Origin of the sequence: Lysobacter changpingensis (assembly GCF_017308985.1) — a bacterium.
GTDB classification, from domain to species: domain Bacteria; phylum Pseudomonadota; class Gammaproteobacteria; order Xanthomonadales; family Xanthomonadaceae; genus Lysobacter_J; species Lysobacter_J changpingensis.
In genome coordinates this window covers 155,401-179,606 of sequence record NZ_JADWPE010000003.1, presented here as the reverse complement: position 1 = coordinate 179,606, position 24,206 = coordinate 155,401, and the positions used below count along the sequence as shown (strand labels likewise).

Annotated in this window: 10 protein-coding genes and 2 riboswitches; of the genes, 3 read left to right on the top strand and 7 right to left on the bottom strand. The window is 64.9% G+C overall.

The window, feature by feature from the left end; all coding sequences use genetic code 11:
* The first annotated feature begins 108 nt into the window (after positions 1-108).
* A complete protein-coding gene (locus I4U41_RS18510) occupies positions 109-11,610 on the top strand; it encodes an autotransporter-associated beta strand repeat-containing protein (protein WP_206860571.1) in 11,502 nt (3,833 codons plus the stop codon).
* 634 nt (positions 11,611-12,244) lie between these two features.
* Complete coding sequence (locus tag I4U41_RS07700; protein WP_206860570.1) at positions 12,245-12,463, top strand: hypothetical protein; 219 nt, start codon at positions 12,245-12,247, stop codon at positions 12,461-12,463.
* 681 nt (positions 12,464-13,144) lie between these two features.
* Here I4U41_RS07700 and I4U41_RS07695 read toward each other — a convergent pair.
* The 6 genes from I4U41_RS07695 to I4U41_RS18630 all read right to left on the bottom strand — a co-directional run bounded on the left by I4U41_RS07695 (position 13,145) and on the right by I4U41_RS18630 (position 21,499).
* Positions 13,145-13,963, bottom strand: coding sequence for a plasmid partitioning protein RepB C-terminal domain-containing protein (locus I4U41_RS07695; RefSeq protein ID WP_484502683.1), 819 nt, complete (start codon positions 13,961-13,963; stop codon positions 13,145-13,147).
* Positions 13,964-14,067: 104 nt separating this feature from the next.
* Positions 14,068-14,940 carry a plasmid partitioning protein RepB C-terminal domain-containing protein gene (locus I4U41_RS07690; protein WP_206860568.1) on the bottom strand — a complete coding sequence of 291 codons (873 nt, stop codon included), beginning with the start codon at positions 14,938-14,940 and terminating at the stop codon, positions 14,068-14,070.
* A gap of 14 nt (positions 14,941-14,954) precedes the next feature.
* Entirely contained in the window at positions 14,955-16,520 is a 1,566-nt protein-coding gene (locus I4U41_RS07685) for a recombinase family protein (RefSeq protein ID WP_255542022.1), read from the bottom strand.
* A 75-nt stretch (positions 16,521-16,595) separates the two neighbouring features.
* Positions 16,596-16,919: a helix-turn-helix domain-containing protein gene (locus tag I4U41_RS18635; RefSeq protein WP_206860566.1), complete on the bottom strand. Its 324-nt coding sequence runs from the start codon at positions 16,917-16,919 to the stop codon at positions 16,596-16,598.
* Positions 16,920-17,102: 183 nt separating this feature from the next.
* Entirely contained in the window at positions 17,103-19,997 is a 2,895-nt protein-coding gene (gcvP, locus tag I4U41_RS07675) for an aminomethyl-transferring glycine dehydrogenase (RefSeq protein WP_206860565.1), read from the bottom strand.
* A 64-nt stretch (positions 19,998-20,061) separates the two neighbouring features.
* Positions 20,062-20,183, bottom strand: a riboswitch (glycine riboswitch).
* A 1-nt stretch (position 20,184) separates the two neighbouring features.
* Positions 20,185-20,285: riboswitch (glycine riboswitch) on the bottom strand.
* 893 nt (positions 20,286-21,178) lie between these two features.
* Positions 21,179-21,499, bottom strand: a complete 321-nt coding sequence (locus I4U41_RS18630; RefSeq protein WP_425492515.1) for a helix-turn-helix domain-containing protein — start codon at positions 21,497-21,499, stop codon at positions 21,179-21,181.
* A gap of 388 nt (positions 21,500-21,887) precedes the next feature.
* Between I4U41_RS18630 and I4U41_RS07665 the strand changes: the two genes are divergently transcribed.
* Positions 21,888-22,820 (top strand): DNA-binding protein, encoded by a 933-nt coding sequence (locus tag I4U41_RS07665; RefSeq protein ID WP_206860563.1) that lies wholly within the window; start codon positions 21,888-21,890, stop codon positions 22,818-22,820.
* A 446-nt stretch (positions 22,821-23,266) separates the two neighbouring features.
* Here I4U41_RS07665 and I4U41_RS07660 read toward each other — a convergent pair whose 3' ends face one another.
* Positions 23,267-24,193 carry a LysR family transcriptional regulator gene (locus tag I4U41_RS07660; RefSeq protein ID WP_206860562.1) on the bottom strand — a complete coding sequence of 309 codons (927 nt, stop codon included), beginning with the start codon at positions 24,191-24,193 and terminating at the stop codon, positions 23,267-23,269.
* Positions 24,194-24,206 lie beyond the last annotated feature (13 nt).

Here is a 24,206-nt window from a genome sequence, read left to right as displayed (position 1 = left end):
CGACTAGCTGATGTCAGTCCCCGGCCTCCGGCTTCTCGCGGCGCAAAAGGCGGCATCCCTGTCCGGTCATCGTATGCCCACGTGTGCGTAACGAGCCAAGGAGGCGTCATGAATCGCGTATTCCGCATCATCTGGTCCAGGGCATTGGGTGCGTGGGTCGTCGCCTCGGAACTGGCCACGCGGTGCGGCAAGGGCAGGGGCGTGGATGCCAGCGTTGATTGCTCAGGGCCCTCGATGGAAGGAGTCAACGACGCCGGATCAAGGGGGCGCTGGCGGCTTCGCGTGAGCATTGCGCTTGCGCTGTTGAACGTGCATCTGCCGACGTGGGCCGCGGACCGGTGGTGGGACCCCAACAACACCGGCATCGGCCTGGGCGGCACGGGCACCTGGAACACGATCGGTTCGTTCTGGAGCCCCAACAACGACGGCGTCAGCGGCCCCTACAGCGCCTGGAACAACGCCGCGCTGGATGACGCCTTCTTTGGCGGCACCGCCGGCACGGTGACCCTGGGCACGCCGATCACCGTGCACAACCTGACTTTCCTGAGCAACGGTTACACGCTCAGCGGCAGCACCCTGACGCTGGCCGGCACCACGCCGAGCATCAATACGGGCAACGGCGCGGTCACCCAGACCATCAACTCGGTCATCGCCGGCAATGCTGGCCTGACCAAGACCGGCACGGGCACGTTGGCGTTGAACGGTGCCAATACTTTCAGCGGCGCTATCAACATCAACGCAGGCGGCCTGAGCGTCAACGGTAATTCCGCCTTGGGCGCCGCAGGCAACACGATCAACCTGGCCGCGGGCGCCTCACTCACCGCCGGAACGACCGGAGGCGACTTGGCCAACCGCACCGTCATCCTCGGGGGACCGGGCCAGTCCACCATCGCAGGCGCGGGCGTCGGCAGTGCCTTCTTCACCGGCGCCGGCGGCCTGACCTTCAATGGCGGCGGCGGTATCAGCAACGACGCCAACAACTATACCGGCGCAACCAGTTTCGTCGGTGGCGGCACCAAGTTCTTCACCTCGATTGGAAACCTGGGTGAAGCGAGTTCGCTCGGGGCGCCGACCACTGCCGCCAACGGCACGATCACGCTGTCGGGCGTGTCTCAAGTTGCTTCTTCCCTTAGCTACGTCGGCGATGGCGACAGCTCCAATCGCAACTGGAACATCAACCCCGGCGCCGGCCCGGGCAACACGATTACGTTCCGCAACTCAGGCACCGGCACGCTGGCCCTGACTGGCAATATCGCGTTGGGCGGCGGCTCGGGCAACGGTGCGCAGTTCCACGCGCAAACCGCCGATTTGGGATTGCTGGGCGTGATCAGCAGCAACAACGGGCGCCCGGTCACTTTCGTCGCGGATGCCGGACGCACGGTCACCCTGGGCGACACCAATACCTTCAGCGGCGGCGCCAGCATCAGCGGCGCGGGCAAGGCAGTGGCAGGCACCATCGCCGACAGCGGTGTCGCCAGCTCGCTGGGTACCGGAACGGGCACGACCATCAGCGGTAACGGCACCCTGAGCTATGCCGGCGCCGTCGCCAGCAGCAACCGCAACTGGACGCTCAGCAACGGCACCCTCAGCAACGACGGCACCGGCGCGCTCACGCTGAGCGGCAGCATGGCGATCACCAACACCGCCACCCTCGGCGGCAGCTTCACCGGCAACAACAATGTGATCACCGGCGTCATCTCCGGCGCCGGCAACCTGCGCAGCGGCGGCGACGGCATCTGGATACTGACCGGCGCCAACACCTACACGGGCCAGACCATCGTCGACAGCGGTGTGTTGCGTGCAGGAACGGCCGGCGCCTTCGGTGCCTCGGACACCTTCGTCGTCAACTTCGGCACCCTCGGCCTGAGCAGCTTCGACCAGACCATCGCCCGACTGACCGGCACCGGCGGTACCGTCGACCTGGGCAGCGCCACGCTGACCGTGGAGATGGACGAAGGCGTGAGCGCCACGTATGCCGGCAGCATCTCCGGCATCGGCGGCCTGACCAAGCTCGGGGCCGGCACCCAGACCCTGACCGGCGCCAGCACCTACACCGGCGACACCACGATCGGTGGTGGCGCTCTGAACCTAGACTTCAGCGGCGCCGGCGGACCTACCGGCAACATCCTCTCCAGCGCCTCCACCCTGAACATGAACGGCGGCACCCTGAACGTGATCGGTGCCGCCGGCGAGGCCAGCACCCAGACGTTCGACGGCGTGAACATCACCGCTGGCAACAACACCATTGGCGCCAGCTCGGGCAGCGGCGGCAGCATGACCGTCAATCTGGGCACGATCACCCGTACCGGCGGGCTGCTGAACTTCAACCTGCCCGGCAGCGGCAACATCACCACCACCAACGCGGACATGTTCCTGGCCTGGGCCACGGTCAACGGCACCGACTACGCCAAGGTAGAGGGTGGCAACATCCTCGCGTTCGTCGAGGACGACTACTCCGACAAGGACAACGCGGCCAACTGGCTGAGCGGCGAAGTCATCACCGATGTCGACGGCTTCTTCGGCACGGTGAACGGCAGCGTGCAATTGGGCGGCCTGCGCTACACCCAGCCGGTCTCCACCACCGTGACCGTGCAAGGGGGGGAGATCCTGGGCGTGGATGCACCCATCATCGTTGCGCCCTCGGTGCTGGGCACCAACCAGCAGATCACCGACGGCATGATCACCGGTGGCAGCGGTATCGGCGATGCGCTGACCATCCAGCAGAACGGCAGCGGCAATTTCACCATTGCCTCGCAGGTCGTAGACAACGGCAACAACCTGGGCTTCACCAAGGCCGGCACCGGACTGGTGACCCTGGGCAACGCCAATAACAGCTATACCGGAGCGACCCAGGTCCTGGAGGGGACCCTGTCGGTGAGCAACATCGGCAACGGCGCCGTGGCCAGCGGCATCGGCGCCTCCTCAGCAGATTCGTCCAACCTGGTGCTGGAAGGCAGCACCCTGCGCTATACCGGCGGCACCGCCAGCAGCGATCGCGGCTTCACCACCGTCAAGTCCGGCGACATCCTCGGCGCCACTGTCGAGGTCACCAATGCCGGTGCCAACCTGACTTTCAGCGGCCTGGTCACCAGTCCGGACGGTGCGGGACTCACCAAGTCCGGCGCGGGCACGCTGACCCTGGCCAACGACACCAACGACTATACGGGCGTTACCACCGTCGCCGGCGGTCTGCTGTCGGTGGTAACGCTGGCCAACGGCGGCCAGGTCAGCGGCATTGGCGCGTCCTCGGCGGCATCGTCCAATCTGGTGCTGGATGGCGGCGGCCTGCAGTACACCGGCGCCACCACCAGTACCAACCGCGGCTTCACTCTGGGGGGGAACACCAGCATCGGCACCGTCGACGTGAGCAATGCGGCGACCACGCTGACCATCAGCGGCACGGTGGTAGAGGCGGCAGGCGGGAACCGGCGGTTGATAAAGAACGGTGCCGGCACGCTGGTGCTCTCCGGCACCAACACCTACACCGGCGGCAACACGGTCAATGCCGGCACCCTGCGCGCCGGTTCCACCCAGGCTTTCGGCACCCCCGGCAATTCTTTCGCGACCATGGAGCTAGCCAATGCGGCTGGCGTCGCACTGGACCTCAACAACTTCAACAACACCATCGGCCCGCTAAATGGTGGTGGGGCCAACGGCGGCAACGTCACACTGGGCTCGGCGACCTTGCGCATTGTCAGCGGCGACGGCAACTACTCGGGCGTCATCAGCGGCACCGGCGGCATCTTGCGCACCGACGGCGGCACCCAGACCTTCAACGGCTGCAACAACACCTATACGGGTGCCACCATCTTGCAAGGCGCCAACCTTAGAGTGGACTGCCTGGCCGACGGCGGCCTGGCCAGCGGCATCGGTGCCTCCAATGCCGCTTCCACCAACCTGGTGTTCAACAACGGCTCGCTGGAGTACACCGGTGGCAGCGTCTCCATCGATCGCGGCTTTCAACTGACCGCCGCCGGCGGCATCAATGTCATCAATGCTGGCACCACTCTGGAGTTCGGAGGGGCCGTGACCGGCGGGGGAACGCTGATCAAGCGTAACGCCGGCACCCTGGTGCTGTCAGGGACCAATACCTACACCGGCCATACCCAGGTCGAAGGCGGCGTGCTGCGTGCAGGAGCGACCAATGCGTTCGGTCCCAGCGGCAACATGACGCTCAACAATGCCGCCGGCGTGCTGCTGGATCTCAGTGGCTTCAATGCCGCGGTGACCTCGCTGATCGGCGGCGGCACCAACGGCGGCAATATCGACCTGGGCAGCGCCACGCTGACCATTCTCGATGGCGGCAATCAGTCCTACAGTGGTGCTGTCACCGGCACCGGCAACCTGGTCAAGAATGGTGGCGGCAACCAGAGGCTCGCTGGCTGCAACAGCACGTACAGCGGTACCACAACCGTCAATGCCGGATTCCTGTCGGTAGATTGCCTGGCAAACGGTGGCGTCAACAGTTCGATCGGCGCGTCCACGTCCGATCCTGCCAATCTGGTCCTCAACGGCGGCACCCTCAACTATGTCGGGACCGGCGGCAGTACCGACCGTCAGTTCACCCTGGGGGGCAGTGCTTCCATCGCATCCGCCGGCAGCGGTGCCATCGCGTTCGACTTCACCGGGCCCGTCACCCTGACCGGCACCACCGCGCGCACGCTGACGCTCACTGGCACCGACACCGGCACCAACATCTTCGCCGCGCAACTGGACAATAGCGGCGCCGGCGTCACGTCCCTCACCAAGACCGGCACTGGCCTGTGGCGTCTGACCAGCGCCAACAGCACCTACACCGGCGTAACCCGTATCAACGGCGGCATCCTCGAGGTCGACGAGTTCGCCGACGGCGGCGTGGCCAGTTCCATCGGCGCCTCGTCCGGCGCGGCGGCCAACCTGGTGATCGGCAACGGCTCGACGCTGCGCTACACCGGCACCGGTGACAGCAGCAACCGTCAGTTCACCCTGGATACCGGGGTTACCTTCCTCGAGTCCTCCGGCACCGGCGCGCTGCAGTTCACCAACACCGGCGCGGTGGCCCTGACCGGCACCAACACCGCCCGCACCATGGCCGTGGGCGGCACCAACACCGGCGACAACATCTTCGGCGGTGCGATCGGCGACAACGGCACGGGCGCCACCACCCTGGCCAAGAACGACAGTGGCACCTGGATCCTCACCGGCAACAACTCCTTCACCGGCAATACCGTCATCAACGACGGCAACCTGGTGATCGGCAACGGCGGCACCACCGGCAATGCCGGCGCCGGCGACGTGATCGTGGACTCGCCGACATCGACGCTGTCGTTGAATCGCAGCGACACGTTCACGTTCGACGGCACCCTGAGCGGTCCCGGCACGCTGGCGCAGGTCGGCAGCGGCACCAGCGTGCTGACCTCGGCGGGCAACAGCATCGGCGCGACCACCCTCAGCGCCGGCACCTTGCAGGTGGACGGCGGGCTGGAGACGTCCACCGTCGGGATGACCGGCACCTCCGCCCTGACCGTGAACGGCACGGTGCAGGCGGACGGCCCGGCGCCCACCGCGCTCGCCGGCGACATCGGCAACCAGACGGTTACCGTCAACACCGGCGGTACGCTGCTGGCCAGCGGCGACCTGGGCGACGGCAACGACACGATCGACCTTACCGGTACCCTGGACACGGGTACCGGCACGCTGAGCCTAGGCGACGGCGACGACACCCTGGTGCTCAACGACGGCGCACAGATGTTGGGGAGCGGCGTGAACGCCTCCGGTGGCGGCACCGACACGCTGGTGGTCAACACCGTCCTCGGCTACACCCTGGACGGCGGCGCCATCGACACCTTCGACATTCTGACCAAGCAGAACACCGGCACGCTAACCCTGACCGGTGAGCATCTCTACAGCGCCGGCACCCACCTCGACGGTGGCACCCTCGATGTGGACGGCACGCTGGACACGTCCACGGTGGCCTTGGCAGACGACACCATCCTGAACGTCGACGGGTCCATTGCCAGCGGCGACGGCATCGCCACGCTCACCGGCAGCGCCGGCACCAACACAGTCAACGTCAACAGCGGCGGCGCCCTGCATGCCGACGGCGACCTGGGCGGCGGCGCCGACGCGGTCACACTGGCCGGGCTTCTGAACACCGATACCGGAACCCTGGCCTTGGGTGATGGCGACGACACCTTCATCCTTCAGGACGGTGCCGAAATCGCCGGCACGGGCGTCGACGCAGGCATTGGCAGCAACGACCAACTGGTGTTGGACAACGCCTTGGCGCTCACCTTCGACGGCGGCCAGGCCGCCGGCTTCGAAACGCTGCTTAAGCAGAACACCGGCACCGCCAGCATGACCGGCAGCCAGAGCTTCATCGGCGGCACGACGATCGACGGCGGCACGCTGGACGTCGATGGCACGCTGCAGACGCCAACCATCGATCTGGCCGACAGCGCCGCACTGAACGTGGACGGCACGGTCGCAGGCGGCGCCGGCACCGCAGCGGTGATCACTGGCAGCGCCGGCGACAACACTGTCGCGATAGGGCAGGGCGGCACGCTGCTGGCCAACGGCAATCTGGGCACGGGCAACGACGTACTGGATGTGGCCGGCACGCTCGACACCGCCGGCGGCGTGCTCGCGCTCGGGGACGGCGACGACACCCTGACCATCCACGAGAGCACGAACATCGTCGGCACCGTTTCGGCGGGCGCCGGCAACGACACCTTCGACACCCATATCGACACCGTCGCCGACCTGGGCGCGGTGCAGGGCTTCGAGACGCTGAGCAAGACCGGCAGCGGCGAGTTGAACATCAACGGGCCGCTGAGCTCGGACTTCCTCGCGGTCGAAGTGCTCGAGGGTGTTCTCGACGTGACCGGGGCCGGCGAAGTCATTCCCGCGCCCGGCAACACATTGACCACCACCGTGACGAGCGGCGCCACGCTTAACGTCGACGGCAGCTACGGCTGCGGTGCCGACGACGACACGATGACCGTGGCCGGCACCGTGTCGGGCAGCGGCACCATCGACCTGTGCGATGGCGCCGACGTGCTGGCGCTGCAGGACGGGGTAGTGCTCAGCAACGTTATCAGCGGCGGCCTCGGCACTGGCGATACGATTGTGCTCGACAGCGCCGCCGCGCTGACGTTCGACGCCGGCAACACGTCCGGCTTCGAACTGCTGCGAAAGGACAACGCGGGCACGGCGACCCTCACCGGCACGCAAGCCTTCACCGGCGGCACCACGATCACCGGCGGCACGCTGGACGTGGACGGCACGCTGGCGACGCCGACCGTCGCCCTCGCCAGCGGCACCACGCTCAACGTGGACGGCTTGCTGGACGCCGGCGGCACCGCGACCAGCATCGCCGGCGATGCTGGCGCCAACACCGTGAGCATCGGTGCTGGCGGCACGCTGCTGGCGGCCGGCGACCTGGGCGACGGCAACGACGTGCTGGATGTGGCCGGCACGCTCGACACCGACGGCGGCGTGCTCGCGCTCGGCGACGGCGACGACACCCTGACCATCCACGAGAGCACGAACATCGTCGGCACCGTGTCGGCGGGGGCGGGCACCAACACCTTCAACACCCATATCGACACCGTTGCCGATCTGGGCGCGGTGCAGGGCTTCCAGATCCTGCGCAAGACCGGCAGCGGCGAGTTGAACATCAACGGGCCGATGAGCTCGGACTTCATCGCGGTTGAAGTGCGCGAGGGTGTCCTCGACGTGACCGCGGCCGGCGTAGTCGTGCCCGCGCCCGGCAACACATTGACCACCACCGTGACGAGCGGCGCCACGCTGAACGTCGACGGCAGCTACGGCTGCGGCGCCGCCAACGACACGATGACCGTGGCCGGCACGGTGGCGGGTAGCGGCACGATCGACCTGTGCGACGGCGACGACACGCTGACCCTGCAGGACGGGGTGGTGCTGGCGAACGCCATTAGTGGCGGACAGGGCAGCGGCGACACGCTGGTGCTCGACAGCGCCAGTGCGCTCACGTTGGACGCCGGCAACACGGCCGACTTCGAGCGGCTGCGCAAGGACAACACCGGCACCGGCACCCTGACCAGCAGCCAGAGCTTCATCGGCGGCACGGCGATCACCGGCGGCACGCTGGACGTGGACGGTGCGCTGCAGACGCCGAGTGTCACGCTGGCCGACGGCGCCACGCTGAACGTGGACGGTGCGGTCGATGGCGGTGCCGGCACCGCCGCCTCGATCAGCGGCAGCGCCGGCGACAACACGGTCGCAGTGGGCGTGGGCGGCATGCTCCTGGCCAACGGCGATCTGGGCGCGGGCAGCGACGTGCTGGACGTGGCCGGCACGCTCGACACCGACGGCGGTGTGTTCGCACTGGGCGATGGCGACGACGCCTTCACCATCCACGACGGCACCGTGGTGCTGGGCACCGTGGACGGCGGCGCAGGGCTGGATACCTTCAATCCCGACATCGACACCAGCGCCGACCTCGGCGCACTGAACAACTTCGAGATCCTGACCAAGACCGGCATCGGCGTGCTCAACATCAACGGGCCCGGGCAGTCGGATTTCGTCGAAGTGAACGTCCTGGAAGGCATGCTGGACGTGACTGCGGGCGGCAGCGTCGTTGCCCGGAACACCACCGTGGCTGCCGGCGCGACGCTCGCTGTCGACGGCAGCTTCTCCGGCACGGCGGATGCGGATCTCCTGGACGTGGCGGGCACCCTCGACCTGGGCGGCGGCGCCTTCACCTTGGGCGACGGCGACGACAACTTCGTCGTGCACGACGGCACCGTGGTGCTCGGCACCGTCGACGGCGGCGCCGGCCTCGACACGCGCACCTACGACATCAACCTCATCGCCGATATCGGCGCGCTGGGGAACTTCGAAGGCGTGACCAAGACCGGCACCGGCACGCTCAACATCAACGGTCCGAGTGCGACCGACCTGCAGGAGGTGCAGGTACTCGGCGGCACCCTGGACATCGGACCGGCCGGCAGCGTAGTCGCGATCGCCGGCGGCCCGTTGAACACCGTGGTCGGTGCCGGTGCGACCCTCAACGTCGAAGGCCGCTATGGCTGCGGCGCCGGTGCCGACATGATGACCGTGTCCGGCACCGTGTCGGGCAGCGGCACGATCGACCTGTGCACCGGCGACGACACCCTGATCCTCAACGACGGTGCGGTGCTGGCGACCGTGATCGACGGCAATGACCCGACCGCCAGCGATACGGTCATCCTCAACAACGCCAACGCGCTGAGCTTCGATGCAGCCAACACGATCAACTTCGAGCACCTGCAGAAGGACAACACCGGCGAGGCGACGCTGGTTGGGGCGCAGAGCTTCACCGGCGGCACCACGCTCAACGGCGGCACCCTGAGCGTGGCCGGGCGACTGGAAACGCCGACCGTGGCGGTGGCCGACGTCACCGTACTCAAGATCGACGGCACGCTGGACGCGGGCGGCAGCACAGCGGCGGTGATCACCGGCAGTGCCGGCACCAACACCGTGAGGGTGGGCGAGGGCGGCACCCTGCTGGCGACCGGTGACCTGGGCGACGGCAATGACGTGCTCGACGTGAGCGGCACGCTCGATACCGCCGGTGGCACGTTCGTGCTTGGCGCCGGCGACGATACGCTGACGATCCACGACGACACCGCGATCATCGGCACGGTGGTTGCGGGCACGGGCAACGACACCTTCAACGCCGACATCGGCACCGTCGCCGACCTGGGCGCGGTGCAGGACTTCGAGACGCTGAGCAAGACCGGCGCGGGCGAGCTCAACGTCAACGGTCCGATGAGTTCCGACTTCACCACCGTCAACGTGCTCGGCGGCACGCTGGACGTGACCGCGGGCGGCAGTGTCGCGGCGCAGAACACGACCGTGGCCAGTGGCGCGACACTCGATGTCCTCGGCCGTTACATCGGCACCGCCGGCGACGACCGCTTCACTTCGATGGGCACCGTGCGCGGCGCGTTCGCCTTCGGCGACGGCAACGATCAGGTCGACTTCATCGGCGGCGATCCGAGCGGCGTCACCGCGCTGGACGGCGGCAGTGGCACCGACCGGCTCGGCTTTAGCGGCCTGACCCTGAGCGACGAGACGGTGCCCACGCTGACCGCCTGGGAGCGCGTGGAGCTGCTGGACGGCAGTTCGCTGACACTGGCCAGTCCGCTCGACCTTGCCGGCGGCCTGCTGGCGATTGACCCGACCTCGCAGGTGTTCGCTAACGCCGGAGCGGCGATCACCGGCAGCGTCGAGAACGCCGGCCTGATCGATGCCGGCGCGAACCGTCTGGCGATCGGCGGCGACTACATCGGCAGGAACGGCCTGCTGCAGGTCACGGTTTCGCCCGGCACCTTGAGCGCCGGCGGGCTCGACATCGATGGCGACGTGACCGGCACCACGCGGGTGGCGTTTGCCGGCGACGGCAGCGACTTCACCGGCGGCGGCGAGGTCTCGATCCTGGTCGTGTCCAGCCCGAATGACAGCGCGGCGACGGCCGGCGGCTTCACCGCGGCCGACGAGGTGATCCGGCTGCACGGCAGCATCCTGCCCTGGAGCTTCGGGCAGCAGGCGGACCACAACTGGTACCTGAGCGCCGAGGCCGGCGTACTGCCGGAAGTGCCCGCATACGGCGTGCTGCAGAGCTTCGGGCTGCTGGCCGTGCAGAACAGCGACAACCTGATCCACCAACGGCTGGCCGGCGTCCGCGGCCGCGAGTTACCGCTGTGCGGTACCACCCCCGAGTGGCCGGTCGAACGGGCGGGGACGGGGGTGATCGACGACTGCCGCGGTTTCTGGGTCGCGGCCACGGGTAGCGAACTGGAGCTGGGGGCTGACCCGGGCTTTGAGGTATCCGGCGACGACGTCGGACTCTATGTCGGCGTCGACAGCGCCTTCGATCGCGGGAACCGGACCCTGCGTGGCGGCCTTTACCTGGCCTATCGCCACGGCAACTACTGGACCACCGGCGCCAACTCCACCGGGCTGCCCGGTTCCGGGCCGGCCAAGGTCGGAACCGATACCGTGATCGGCGGCATGTACATGAGCCACACCTGGGACACCGGCCGCTACGTCAATCTGGTCCTGACCGGCCAGGTCACCGATGCCGATGTATCCACCCCCGATGGCTTCCTCGAGAGCCTCGCCGGCAATGCCCTGACCTTCAGCACCCGGGTCGGACGGGAGTACCGCCTGGACGACGGCTGGTCGCTGGAACCGCAATTGCAACTGGCGGCCACCGCGGTGAGTTGGGGTGACCTGATAGACGAGTCGGGCAAGCAGGTCACGTTCGACGACGAACTGGTCGGCACTGCACGCGCCGCGCTGCGGGTGGAGAAGGAGATCCTTCGTGATGACGGTGCCGTGATCCGGCCGTGGGCGACCCTGAGCGTGCAGAAGTCGACAGGCGCGAGCGACACCAGTGTCAGCCTGATGACCCCAGGCGTGGTCACCAGCACCCAGGCGTTCCCGAACCACGACTTGGGTGCTTCGGCCACGCTGGATGTGGGCGTGGAGGCGACGGTCAGCGAGCGCGTGAGCCTGTTCGGCGTGCTGTCCGTGGGTACGGAGCTGGACGGATCGGATTACGAGCAGCGCGAGGCCAACCTCGGCGTGAGGGTGCGCTGGTAGTGCAGTCTTCGAACCTGCATGAGCGGGGATGTATCCCGCTCACATCGCCAACCCACGTCGACTCACGTTCCGGATTAGGCCTGTTTATCGGGGGTAGGGAAGGGTGGAGCTTCGAGGCTGTCTGGCTAAGGGCTGAGTAGACGCGCGTCGGCGGTGCTAATGTCCGCTTTTCGACCCAATGCGGACATTTCAAGCAAGGCCACACGATATGGTCAGAATCCGACAGCATGGAAGCAACAGCGAGCTGTTCGAGGTTGCCCGCTTTCTAGCAGACATCGATAGGGTTCGTCCCGCCGGAGACCTGGCACGTTGCGGTTGACTGGTGTGTCGGAAAGCGCGCGGCTGAGATCGAGCAACTGACGGAGTCGGGTTGCTTCATGGCAGACGCCGATTTTCGTTCGATCTATTCCGGAGTTCGCCAGACCATCGATGGACGCTTTATCGGTCTGCGCAATGGGGAGCAGCTATTTGAGCTAGTGGCCGTCGATTCGTCTTTCTGGGAAGTAGTCGGACCGGAATCCTTCGAGGCACACATGCTCGCTACGTACGGAGCGTGGCGCCCTTTGGCATCCGCCTCGACAGACTGACCGCTCCTGGCCGTTAGCGGGCGCAACTTCCGGTAGAGGCTACACCCATGTTCGACGAAGGCGAATCGATGCTGGAGCTCTTCGGGGCGCTCACCAACTGTCTCTCCCGTGCGATCGCCCAGATGACGATTCGCCAGCTTGATTCGTACGAGGCTGAGGTTCTTGAGATGCTTCGTTCGTGTGACGACGAGTCCCCTGCTGCCAATGCGTTCCGTTCCGCCATACTCGATATCGCGAGCCGCCGAGCGCATCTTTTCCTTCAGTAGATATCCAACGTCAGCCGGCATATCCGCTATGCGAGTCAAGCCACATACGGAACAACAGTCGCGTATCAATGATTTCCTTGACTTGGCGCGAGCCCGGCACGGCATGAGATCAGACAAGCAGCTCGCGGTAGCTCTTCACGTCGGGTCGCCCGCTGTGTCGAACTGGCGGCATGGCAAGAGCAATGTGAGCCCGATGACCTGCATGAAGCTTGCGGAACTGGCGGAGCTCCCCCCTCGGCCTAGTCCTTGGCACGATCTGTGAAGTGCATGCCCCCAATGAAGAGGAGGCGGCGGTTTGGCGCAAGCTCGCGGAGGAGTCCCTGGCCGCCAAAGCGGTGGCCGCGGCGCTTCGGCTATCGAACTCCTAGCCGGCGTTGGTGAGTCGTTGCGCGAGGGCGCAATCCTCCAACAACCAAACGCCTTCGCGACTTCGTGCCAGCGTCGGACCCGCTACGGCGTGCTGCGTCCTCGACCTTGACGAACTGGGCTGCCCGAACCTAGTTCTTTGGGGGCACCTAGTTTCCTGATGAAGACGAGCCAAATACTGCTAAGTGCGCCGCTCGTACGAGACATTGAGAGCCAGACGAGCGTACCTGGTTGCGGTAATGCTTCTTTGGGAATCTGAAGACGATAAAAATCCAGTCCGAGCGGAACGTGCATGCCCAATGCGTGCGCTTGACACTACCGCTCGCCACGCGCGTTCACTTCTGGCGAAAGGGAGGTCAGCCCAGCGATCGACTGGAACTCCACGAGATAGTCAGCATGGTTGGCGGACAACCACTGGACCAGTCGGGGCTTGGCAAGTAACCGATTCAAGTACGTCTGGGCGACAGTGAGACATAGGTTGTCGTCGCCATACGTGTCCTCCACGAAGCGAGTGCGCTTCTGTGTAGCCTCTAGTTCTCTCTCCAGTCGCGCAATCTGCTCCCTAGCTCCGTCTCGGTCTTGGTCAGCCGCTTTGGGAGCAAGTAGTTGGTCGTGGTGAGTGGCCGCGAGTATGGATTTGGCAAAACCGGAGGAGTAGTTGTTCTGGCCGACGAGCAGTTCAGCCGCCTGAATCTGTCGCAGAGGCTTCATACGCTTCAAAATATTGAAGACGATCGTTGGACAAGGCTTATCGGAGAGCAGCGACACAGCTTCCGGACAGATGCCGTCGAGCATCCGGAATCGCTGCCTGATCGTTGACACGCTGAGGTTAAGCGCGGCCGCAATACGCTCTTCGGGCACACCGCGCTCGACGGCACGGGCGATCATGTGATGTTCTTGCACAGCCGCAAGGCGGCTGATCCTCTTGTTGAAGGTGTATGCCTCGTCATCGAGCGAGATAATGCACTCGACTTCTGTTGCGCCAAGGTCCCGTAGCGCCTCGATCCGAAGTTGCCCATCGAGTAGGTAGTACGAGTTCGGCGCTTCCGCAGCAGGCACCACAACCGGAAGCTCGACAAGACCTACCGCTTGAACTGACGCGGCAATCTGTCGGTACTTCTGGGTCTGCTTCACGTGCGAACCGAGTGGCCTGAGAGAGCGTATCGCGCTTATAGAGATGATGCGACTCTTTAGCTCAAAGCGGGCATCTCGAGGTTGCGCTTGTTGCCTCATGGCGACTACCCCAGCATCCGCTCAGCCAGGACCTTGGGCAAAGTCTCCATGCCTTCGCTCTTCAGTAGCTGCGAAAATTGGCGGTCGGATCGAAGATCCTTCAGCGCCCTGATTAGGAACATGAGGCGGGCTTGCGTAATGTCAGCCTTCTTCACGAGAAGCTGCTGCTTCTCGACCTCCTTCTCGTAGACGCGCTTAAGTTGCTCCGCCTTGAGGGTCCGCCCGCGGACGTGCGGCCCAGAGTTGCCAGGCTTCGGCGCTTTTCCACCATGCGCTCGCCTTTGCAGCAGTCTTCGAACCACACCCAGCTTACGACCACGAAGCATGCCGTTTGTATAGGCCTCGGTGAGTAGGTGCTGCGTGCCTGCATCATCGCTACGCGCAATGTCGATCGCTAAGGTGATTGGTATGAGTCCTGTCTCGACTGCGGCGACCAGCCGTTCTTCGCCCTTCTCAAGCAGCAAGAGAATCATGCCCACCCACGAACTGGTGGCGCCAATCTTCGCGGCGATCTCTTCATGGTTGTAGCCATGCTTACGGAGAGCTCCTATCTCGTGCATGCTCTCAATTGCAGGATGATGGCGGCGGGCCACGTTCTCGACCAGGCTCATCACCATGCTTTCAGCTTCGTCGGCATCTGCGACTACGGCCGGTATTTCCGGAATGCCCAGCTCCCGGAATGCTTCGAGTCGCCCCTGGCCACACACCAGCGCGTAGCCTATGCCGCCATCTTTCGTACTGAGCCGAGTGACCGTGATCGGCCTTTTGAGGCCTATGGAGGCTATGTTGTCGATGATCTCCTTATGATGCGCGCGGTTCCGTCTCCGTGGATTTAGGATCCGGATCTGATCGGTAGGGATGAGAACAATCTGGCGCATAGCTGCTTACTTGCTCAGGCAGCGAGCTGGAAAGGCACTCTCTCTGCGAGCCCGTATAGCGGTTCCAGCGACTCGAACCGGTATGCGTCGAGGATGAATCCATTATTCTCCTCGGCAAGGCGAACCCTGCGGGGCGGGATATCGATTCGTGGGAATAGGTAGTAGTCGAGGATCGTCTCCTGATCTTCCGCGAGTCGGATCGCAACCGTGATGTCTGGATGTTGGCTTGTGTCGAAGCGAATGTGCCAACGATAGGCATTCCCGTGTGTCCTCAAGCATCGAGCTAGGACGATCGAGATGGTGAACTCGCCATTGACGGTCAGCATTTCGCTGATGGGGTTCTGATCAACGCGACCTCCCGCTCGGATGAGTCCTTCGCTGATTTCAGCAATGAGATCTGGTCTTCTAGCGCGGAGACTTCGGTTGACCTCGATGTACGCGAAGTCACGTTCTGGCTCGAAGCCGATCAAGGAGTAAGCACGTACGAGGCCGCCGAACCGTTGGCGGTAGCTGCTACTCGAAGGCATATCGTCTTGTTCGTCGATCAGCAGGCCGGACAGCGCCCCAGTGCGGTCGAGCAGCTTTCGAAGCCTCTCGAGCATGCTTTCGTCATCGATGTGCTCGGATCTGGCCGCGATCAGCGCGTTGGCTCGAGAAAACAGATCAAGAGGAACGACTGGTTCGAACGCGCCGTTAGCTCGGACCCACATCTCCGGTGGGTTTCGAACCCGCTTTTCCTTGAGCTTGAAGGAGACGCGGTTGTAGATGTTGTTGCCAACATACTTCTCGTTGATCAGTAGCTGATGAACGGTGCCTCGGGTCCACTTACGGTCGCGGTCTGTGCATATACCCGCAGCATTGAGCTCTTCGGCGATTTCACGTTCCGATCGCCGCTGCAGGGCGAATCGTTCGTAGATCTGCCGGACAATCGCTGTTTCTTGGGCCGGCCCCGGCGTCAAAATGACGCGGTCGGTTTGTAGGCTTTTGCGCTCGCCCATTCGCAGCTCGCCCTTTGACGATCCCCTTTCGTCCATAAGCATTCGGCGCAGCCCGAAGCCCGCGGGGCCACCCTGTCGGAAGCCGAGCTCGATGAGACGGCACTGCCCCATGAAGACCTTGGTGGAGAGCTCGCGGCTGTATTCGGCCGCCATTACTCGTTTCACGCTCTTGATAACGACGGTCATCGGGCTGCCGTCGTTCTCAAATGGCTCCGCGCAGTAGTGGACTCGAATCCCGGCACGCCGGCAGAGGTATTCGTAGTAGGCGCTCTCATCCGCGTCCTGGAAGCGCCCCCACCGGCTGATGTCGTACACGAGGATGGCTTCGAAGTCCGTCTCGCCCGACTCGACGTCCTGAATGAGCTGCTTCAGGCCCTCGCGATGCTCGAGGTTGAGCCCACTTTTGCCCTCGTCGGCATAGGTCTTAACGATAGCCATGCCGTGCTGCACGGCGTACTGCTGGATGGCGTCCCGTTGGTTCTCAGTCGAGTAGCGCTGATGATCCGTCGACATGCGCACGTATTGCGCGACAGCGATTGCGCCATCGGGCCTGCGCTTTGACCGAGTACGCCATACGCCCATTTCCACGGGTTCCGCGGGTGGGGGCGTTGAGGTTCACACAATGCGTTGGATTAAGTCAACTATTTCGTTTGATCGCTAAGCCGACTCGGTCTTGTGTATCGCGAGAAGGGTCAGGACCGCCCGCCGCTGGTCCTTATTTAGCTTCCGGAACGCCTCTAGGAGCAGCCTTTCGTCGGCGGGAACCGAACCCTCCGCGGTTCCCGACAAGTGGTCTTCACTGACGAGCGTCCAGGGATGGCACGAGAGCGCCGCCCCGAGCCGATTCAGCCAATCGACAGTCAGGCGCCGCTTCCCTGACTCCAAGTGGCTGATCTGCTGGTTTGTTGTGCCGACGAGCACTGCCAGCGCCTCCAAGGACAGGCCTCGGGCCTCCCGCAAAGCTTTGATCCGGTTAATCACTCGAGTCGCTTGTTGACTAGATCGACAGACCTTAACAGAGACATTCGTCGGAGCGTTCCGGCTTACGGAATGACAGAGACTTCCTTGCACTCCGACGCTGCATCAGGGCCCGATCCCACAAAACAAACGCCCCGCTAAAACGGGGCGTCTGCATTCCATCGTTCAAGCTGAGGTCGAAGAGGCTTACGCCTCCACTTCCTCGTCGTCCTTGTACGCGCCCATCGGGATGCACGCGCACATGACGTTCTTGTCGCCGTAGACATTGTCCACGCGCGCCACCGGCGGCCAGTACTTCTGCAGGCGCAGGCTCGGCAGCGGGAACGCCGCCAATTCGCGCGGATACGCATGCGTCCACTCGCTCGCCGACACGGCGGTCGCGGTGTGCGGCGCGTTCTTGAGCGGGTTGTCCTCGCGATCGAGCTTGCCTTCCTCCACGGCGCGGATCTCGTCGCGGATCTGGATCATCGCGTCGATGAAGCGGTCGAGTTCATGCAGCGACTCGGACTCGGTCGGCTCGACCATCAGCGTGCCGGCCACCGGGAAGCTCAGCGTCGGCGCGTGGAAGCCGAAGTCGATCAGGCGCTTGGCGACGTCCTCGGCCGACACGCCGGTCGAGTCCTTCAGCGGACGCAGGTCGAGGATGCACTCGTGCGCGACCAGGTCGTTGCGGCCGGTGTAGAGCGTCTCGTAATGCGGCGCCAGGCGGCGGGCGATGTAGTTCGCGTTGAGCAGCGCGACCTGCGTCGCGCGGCGCAGGCCGGCGGCGCCCATCATCGTCACGTACATCCAGCTGATCGGCAGGATCGAGGCCGAACCGAAGCTCGCCGCCGACACCATGCCTACGTCGCCGTTGCCGACACCGTCAGTCTTCACGCCATCGGCGTTCAGCGCGCCGGGCAGGAACGGCGCTAGGTGCGACTTCACCGCGCACGGGCCGACGCCCGGGCCGCCGCCGCCGTGCGGAATGCAGAAGGTTTTGTGCAGGTTGAGATGCGAAACGTCCGAACCCCACTTGCCCGGCTTGGCGAGGCCGACGAGGGCGTTCATGTTCGCGCCGTCGGTGTACACCTGGCCGCCGTGCTTGTGGATGATCTCGCAGATTTCCACGACCTCCTCCTCGAACACGCCGTGCGTGGACGGGTAGGTCATCATGATCGCGGCAAGACGATTGCCGTACTTCTCGGCGTTGCGGCGGATGTCCTCGACATCGACGTTGCCGTTGCCATCGGTCTTGGTCACCACGACCTGCATGCCGCACATCTGCGCCGACGCCGGGTTGGTGCCGTGCGCCGAATCCGGGATCAGGCAGATGTCGCGGTGCGCTTCGCCGTTGGCACGGTGGTAGGCGCGGATCGCCAGCAGGCCGGCGTATTCGCCCTGCGCGCCGGAGTTCGGCTGCAGGCTGACGGCGTCGTAGCCGGTGCATTCGACCAGCATCGCTTCCAGCTCGCTGATCAGCTGCTGGTAGCCGGCGGCCTGTGCAGCGGGCGCGAGCGGATGCAGGTTGGCGAACTCCGGCCACGTCACCGGGATCATCTCGGCCGTGGCGTTGAGCTTCATCGTGCACGAACCCAGCGGGATCATCGTGCGATCCATCGCCAGGTCCTTGTCGGCCAGCGAGCGCATGTAGCGCAGCAGTTCGTGCTCGCTGTGGTGCGTGTTGAATACCGGGTGCGTCAGGAACGCGCTGGTGCGCAGCAGGCCGTTCGGCAGCGCGTCCTCGACGCTGGCATCCAGCGCATCGACGTCGACCTTGGCGCCGAACAGCGCGGCCAGCGCGACGACGTCCGCGCGCGTGGTGGTTTCATCCAGCGAGATGCCGAGGCTGCGGCCGTCGATGCGGCGCAGATTGATGCGGGCGTCAACGGCCTTGGCGTGGATCGCGTCAGCATCGACGTCGACCACGTGCAGCGTGTCGAAGAAGTCCGGGCCGACGGTGATGCCGGCGTTACGGAGCGCAGTGGCGAGGATCGACGCCAGGCGGTGCGTGCGGCGCGCGATGCGCGCAAGGCCGTCCGGGCCGTGGTAGACGGCGTACATCGACGCCATCACCGCCAGCAGCACCTGCGCGGTGCAGATGTTCGACGTCGCCTTCTCGCGGCGGATGTGCTGTTCGCGCGTCTGCAGCGTGAGGCGGTACGCGGCCTTGCCTTCGGCGTCGATGGAGACGCCGATCAGGCGACCCGGCATCGAGCGCTTGTACGCATCGCGGCACGCCATGAACGCCGCGTGCGGGCCGCCGAAACCGAACGGCACGCCGAAGCGCTGCGTGTTGCCCACGACGATGTCCGCGCCCCATTCGCCCGGCGCTGCGATCAGCGTCAGCGCGAGCAGGTCGGTGGCCACGGCGACGAGGCCGCCGCGCGCGTGCACGGCATCGCTGAGCGCCTTGTAGTCGTGGATCTGGCCGAAGGTGTTCGGGTACTGCAGCAGCACGCCGAAGCTGTCGATGCTGGCGGCCTCGGCGTCGTCGGCGACGACCAGCTCGATCTCCAGCGGTTCGGCGCGCGTGCGCAGCACTTCCAGCGTCTGCGGGTGCACGCCGGAGGACACGAAGAAGGTGTTGGACTTCGACTTGGCCGAACGCTTGGCCAGGGTCATCGCTTCGGCCGCGGCGGTGGCTTCGTCGAGCAGGGACGCGTTGGCGATCTCCATGCCGGTCAGTTCGGCGCACATCGTCTGGAAGTTGATGAGCGCTTCCATGCGGCCCTGCGAGATCTCGGCCTGGTACGGCGTGTAGGCCGTGTACCACGCGGGGTTCTCCAGGATGTTGCGCAGGATGACGTTCGGCGTGTGCGTGCCGTAGTAGCCCTGGCCGATGAAGCTCTTGAAGACCTGGTTCTTGTCGGCGATCGCGCGGATCTCGGCGATGGCCTCGACTTCGGTGATCGGCGCCGGCAGGTCCAGCGGCTTCGGGGACTTGATCGACGCCGGGACGATGGCATCGGTCATCGCGTCCAGCGAGTCGAACCCGACCACGCTTAGCATCTGCGCGATTTCGGCGTCGTTGGGTCCGATGTGGCGTTCGAGGAAGGCGTCGTGGTGCTCGAGGGCGCGCAGGGAGGTGTTCTGGCTCATGTGACGAGGGGCATCCAGGTTTGGCTCGAAAGCCGGGGCGTGCGCGGTCGCGCACGTGGAGTGCCCCTCTGTCCTTTTGCCTGAGAGTTTCAAAGCGCGGGGCGGGGAGGAGACCCCGCTGGCTTCTTGCCCCTTCGGCGCCGGTTCCGGCCGAATGCCTCGGGCGCGGGCGGTCTCTCCAGAGTGTGAGCCGACGGCGGTAATGGGGCCTGAGCGATTCCGGGCGTTTGCGCCTTCGGCAGCGATCCGGGCCATTCAGGCCGAGACCGCTTCTCCCACCGTCTACTTGCGGTGGGAATTATACCCGGGCTGTCCGCGCGGGGCCCGGATTTCCATGTAGGAGGCCGTCGTGGCAACGCGCAGGGCGGTTACCTGACTTGGCAGGGGCCAACTGATCAACGCCTAGTTCCAAAAGGTCCGCTTCCCCGCGATGCGCCCCCTCTACGCTGGCACGAGCGGCACTCTTTCATCCACGACTTCCAAGGGCCGCCTCCCCGCCAGCCTCTCAGCCGACTTGCGCCAGACAGCAGTCTCTTCCTCATTGGGTGCGTAAGCTGCGCGGACCCTCCCTAGACTCAGTTCTAGGGGAAGCTTCGCCAACTCGGCTAGGGCAATGGCCATTGCGGACGTCGGCGTACTCACTCATCGGCGGCATCTCGACTTGGCCGCGTCGGCAGAGGACCAGGTTCCGGACGCGCCGGCATCGGCCCGAGGCTGACTTGGACGAAAGAAGTTGAGATCCCGAGAGTCCGCTTCTGGCCGATAGCGGACGTTCGGGCAGGACGGAGGGGCCGACGGCTGGCAATGTCCGCGTTCGACCCGAAGCGGACATTTCGAGTAGTCCAACGCCATGATTTCAATCTGGAAGGTTTCGGAGCTAGGCGGGCCGCATCGCTAGATGCGCGCGCGGAACTCATTGCTCGAGGAGAGCAGTTTCAGGTTTCGTTTGGCAGCGATGTCTTCGTCGGTCCTGCTGGCTGAGCGGTTACAGGGACGGATGGAGCAAACTGATCCTGATGTCCGACACCATTCGCCAGGCCGTTCCGGTCGATTCGAGGACTCAGCCGGTCACAGCGTCAGGTCCGGACGCTGGCGGGAAGAGCCGCGTTGGGTGTTGGAGGTCGCGCCATCGCACAAGGCCGGATCAACGCCGGCTTGAGGATGCAGCGATGGCAGTGGCCTCAGCAACGACTGCCAGCCCGGGGTGCCAAAGACTCTTCCGCGAGCTTGCGCCAAACCGCCGCTTCCTCTTCATCTGGCGCATTCGCCTCACAGATCGTTCCGAGGACAAGCCCGAGGGGAAGCTCAGCCAATTGCGCGAGCTTCATGCAGGTCAATGGACTCGGATGTATCTTCCCGCTGCGCCAACCAGACACCGACGGCGATCCGACCTGAAGAGCCTCCGCGAGCTCCCTGTCTGACCTCATGCCTTGTCGGACACGCGCCAGGTCCAGGAAGTCATTCACGCACGACGCCTTTTCCGCTTGGGGCTTGACACGCATTGCCGATATCCCCCGGACGATGTTGGCACCTACTGGAGAAAGTGGTGCGCTCGGCGGCTCGCAATGTCTCGGAGTACCGACCGGAACGCATTGGCAGCGGGGGACTCATCGTCACGCGAGCGGAGCATCTCAAGTACCTCAGCCTCGTACACATCTAGCTGGCGAAGCGTCATCTGGGCGATCGCACGAGACAGGCAGTTGGTGAGCGCCCCGAAGAGCTCTAGCATGGATTCGTCGTCGGACATGGTGTGGCCTTTCAATCGTTCGGCCCATGCTCGCATGCCGCGGCCGGATTGCGTCGGCTGTCGGAAACCGAGTGGAGTAGGGATTAGAGGGATTTATCGCGAGTACACACCGGTTGCCAGTCGTCGTGAAGTAGGAGGATCAGATGGCCAAGGGCGTTACCGAGAACGACGTGCACGCAGCCGCTGATGCGATCCTCGCCGGCGGCGATCGCCCCACGGTCGAACGCATCCGCGCGCACCTAGGAACGGGCTCACCAAACACAGTCACTCGCTGGCTAGAAACGTGGTGGCGCGCGATTGGCGGGCGGCTGGCAGCGCAGCAAGAACGCCTTACTTGGCCGGGGGCGCCAAGCGACGTCGCCGTCGCGGCCAGCCGGCTGTGGGAACTGGCATTGCTGCGCGCCGATGCCAACGCCGAGGCCCGCCTGGGCGACGAACGCATCGCGCTGCAGGGTGCCTACGCAGCCATTACGGAGAGGGAATCCATTGCCCAAATGCAGGTGCAGGCGGCATTCGAGGAGCAGTCGCAGGCCCAGGAGGCGCTGAAAGCCTCCGAGATGCGACTTGCCGATCTGCAGCGCTTGCTCGAACAACAAGCCGCACGGATACGGGATCTACAGAACGAGCGTGGCGAAGCCCAAACACGCTTGGCCGCCCTCGAGGCCGAGGTGGCGCGTATCCGCGCCCAAGGCGACGCGGCAGCCACTGCATTCGCGATCGAACGTGACACGCTACTACAACAATTGCGCGGCAACGAAGAACGTGCCGCAATGGAAATTGATCGCGCGAGGCAAACCAGTAAGCGGCTGCAGGCCGAGGCGAAAGCCCAGGCGGGCCAGCAACAAGCAGACCTTGCCGCTGCTAGGCAGGACAACGATGCCCTAAAACGTGAGCTACAGGGAACGCAGCGCGAAGGCGATGTGCAACGGGCGCGCGCCGACGCGCTGGAACAACAATTGGCCCGGTTCGCAGACCTGCCGGCGCAACTGGAAGCCACCTTGAATCGGGCCCGACCGAACACTGCCGTCACGCTGGCCGCGCCGCGGGCACGCGCGAAACGCGGCGGACGCAAGTAGAGTGGACTGCGCACGCAGCAGTTGCGGGCGCGCTCGCACAATTACCAATCCATCACCGGAAGCATTGTGGAAGGATTCCGGCTACCGGATGGAGTTCCTGCTCGCCAATCCGGAAGGACGGGGCTTTCCGTGCCGTCGGCGGGGAGCATTTGTGGAAGGATTCCGGCTGCGGCCTGGAGTCGCGCGCGAGTTCTGGACCTCCCGCGCATCCCGGCGTTTAGCAAGTCGAACCGAACCAGTGCCATTTCTTGCTGTTCACACGGCAAAAAAGTCGTTCTGATTCAACGAGTGGCGCAATCCTGTCCATTTCGCCATTAAAGAATTCATCCCGACAAGCCCGCATAGCCATGTAGGCCAACGCCCCGGCGGCGATTAACATAATATGCATTATGCGAAGTGTCGCTTTCTGCCGCTTTGCCCTCTGGCCAGCCTGGTGACGCGAGACCTCAGCCATCCTGCGAACCTAAAGGTTGGCTGGGAAAGCGCTCTTCATACAGCTTCGCGATCCAGTCGATGAAAACCCTCACGCGCGGCGACAGCTGGCGGTGCGCGGGGTACATCGCCGACACCGGAAGCCCCGTGCTCGACCACTCGCCCAGGACCTCGACGAGGCGGCCGTCGCGCAGCTCGTCCTCCACGTGGTAACGCGGTAGCTGGATCAGACCGCAGCCGCGCAATGCGCACGTCACGTAGCTTTCCGCGTCGTTGACCGATATCCAGCCGCCCAGCGCGAACTCGCGGACCTGGCCGTCAACTACGAGCTCGAACGGATAAGTGCGGTCGTGATTGCTGGCGAAGAATCCAACGGCCTGGTGCGAAGGCAGTTCATCGGGATGCCGGGGCACGCCGCAGCGCTGCAGGTACCCGGGACTGGCGCATATCACTTCGGGCATGACCGCCAGGCGTCGCGCCACCAGCGATGAGTCCTTTGGCGTGCCGGCGCGCACCACGCAGTCGATGCCTTCGCGGACGAGATCGACCAGGCGATCGCCGCTGCTGATCACCAGGTCGATGTCCGGGTAACGGCCGCGGAACTCGTCGATGCGCGGCAACACGATCCGCGTGGCGTGCGTGCCATGCAGGTCCAGGCGCAGCGTGCCGCGTGGATTCGCGGCGACCATGCGCAGCGAGGATTCGGCGTCGTCCAGGTCCGCGAGCAGATGGACGCAGCGCTCGTAGAACGCCTGGCCGTCGAGCGTGGGACGCACCTGGCGCGTCGTCCGTTCGAGCAGGCGTGTCCCAAGCCGCGCCTCGAGTTCCTTCATCGCGTGGGTGGCCGTGGCGCGCGGGATGCCGAGCGCGCCCGCCGCGCGGGTAAAGCTGCCCAGCTCGACGATCCGGGTGAACAGCTGGAAGGAATCGAAACGGTCCATGCCTGGATTGTTG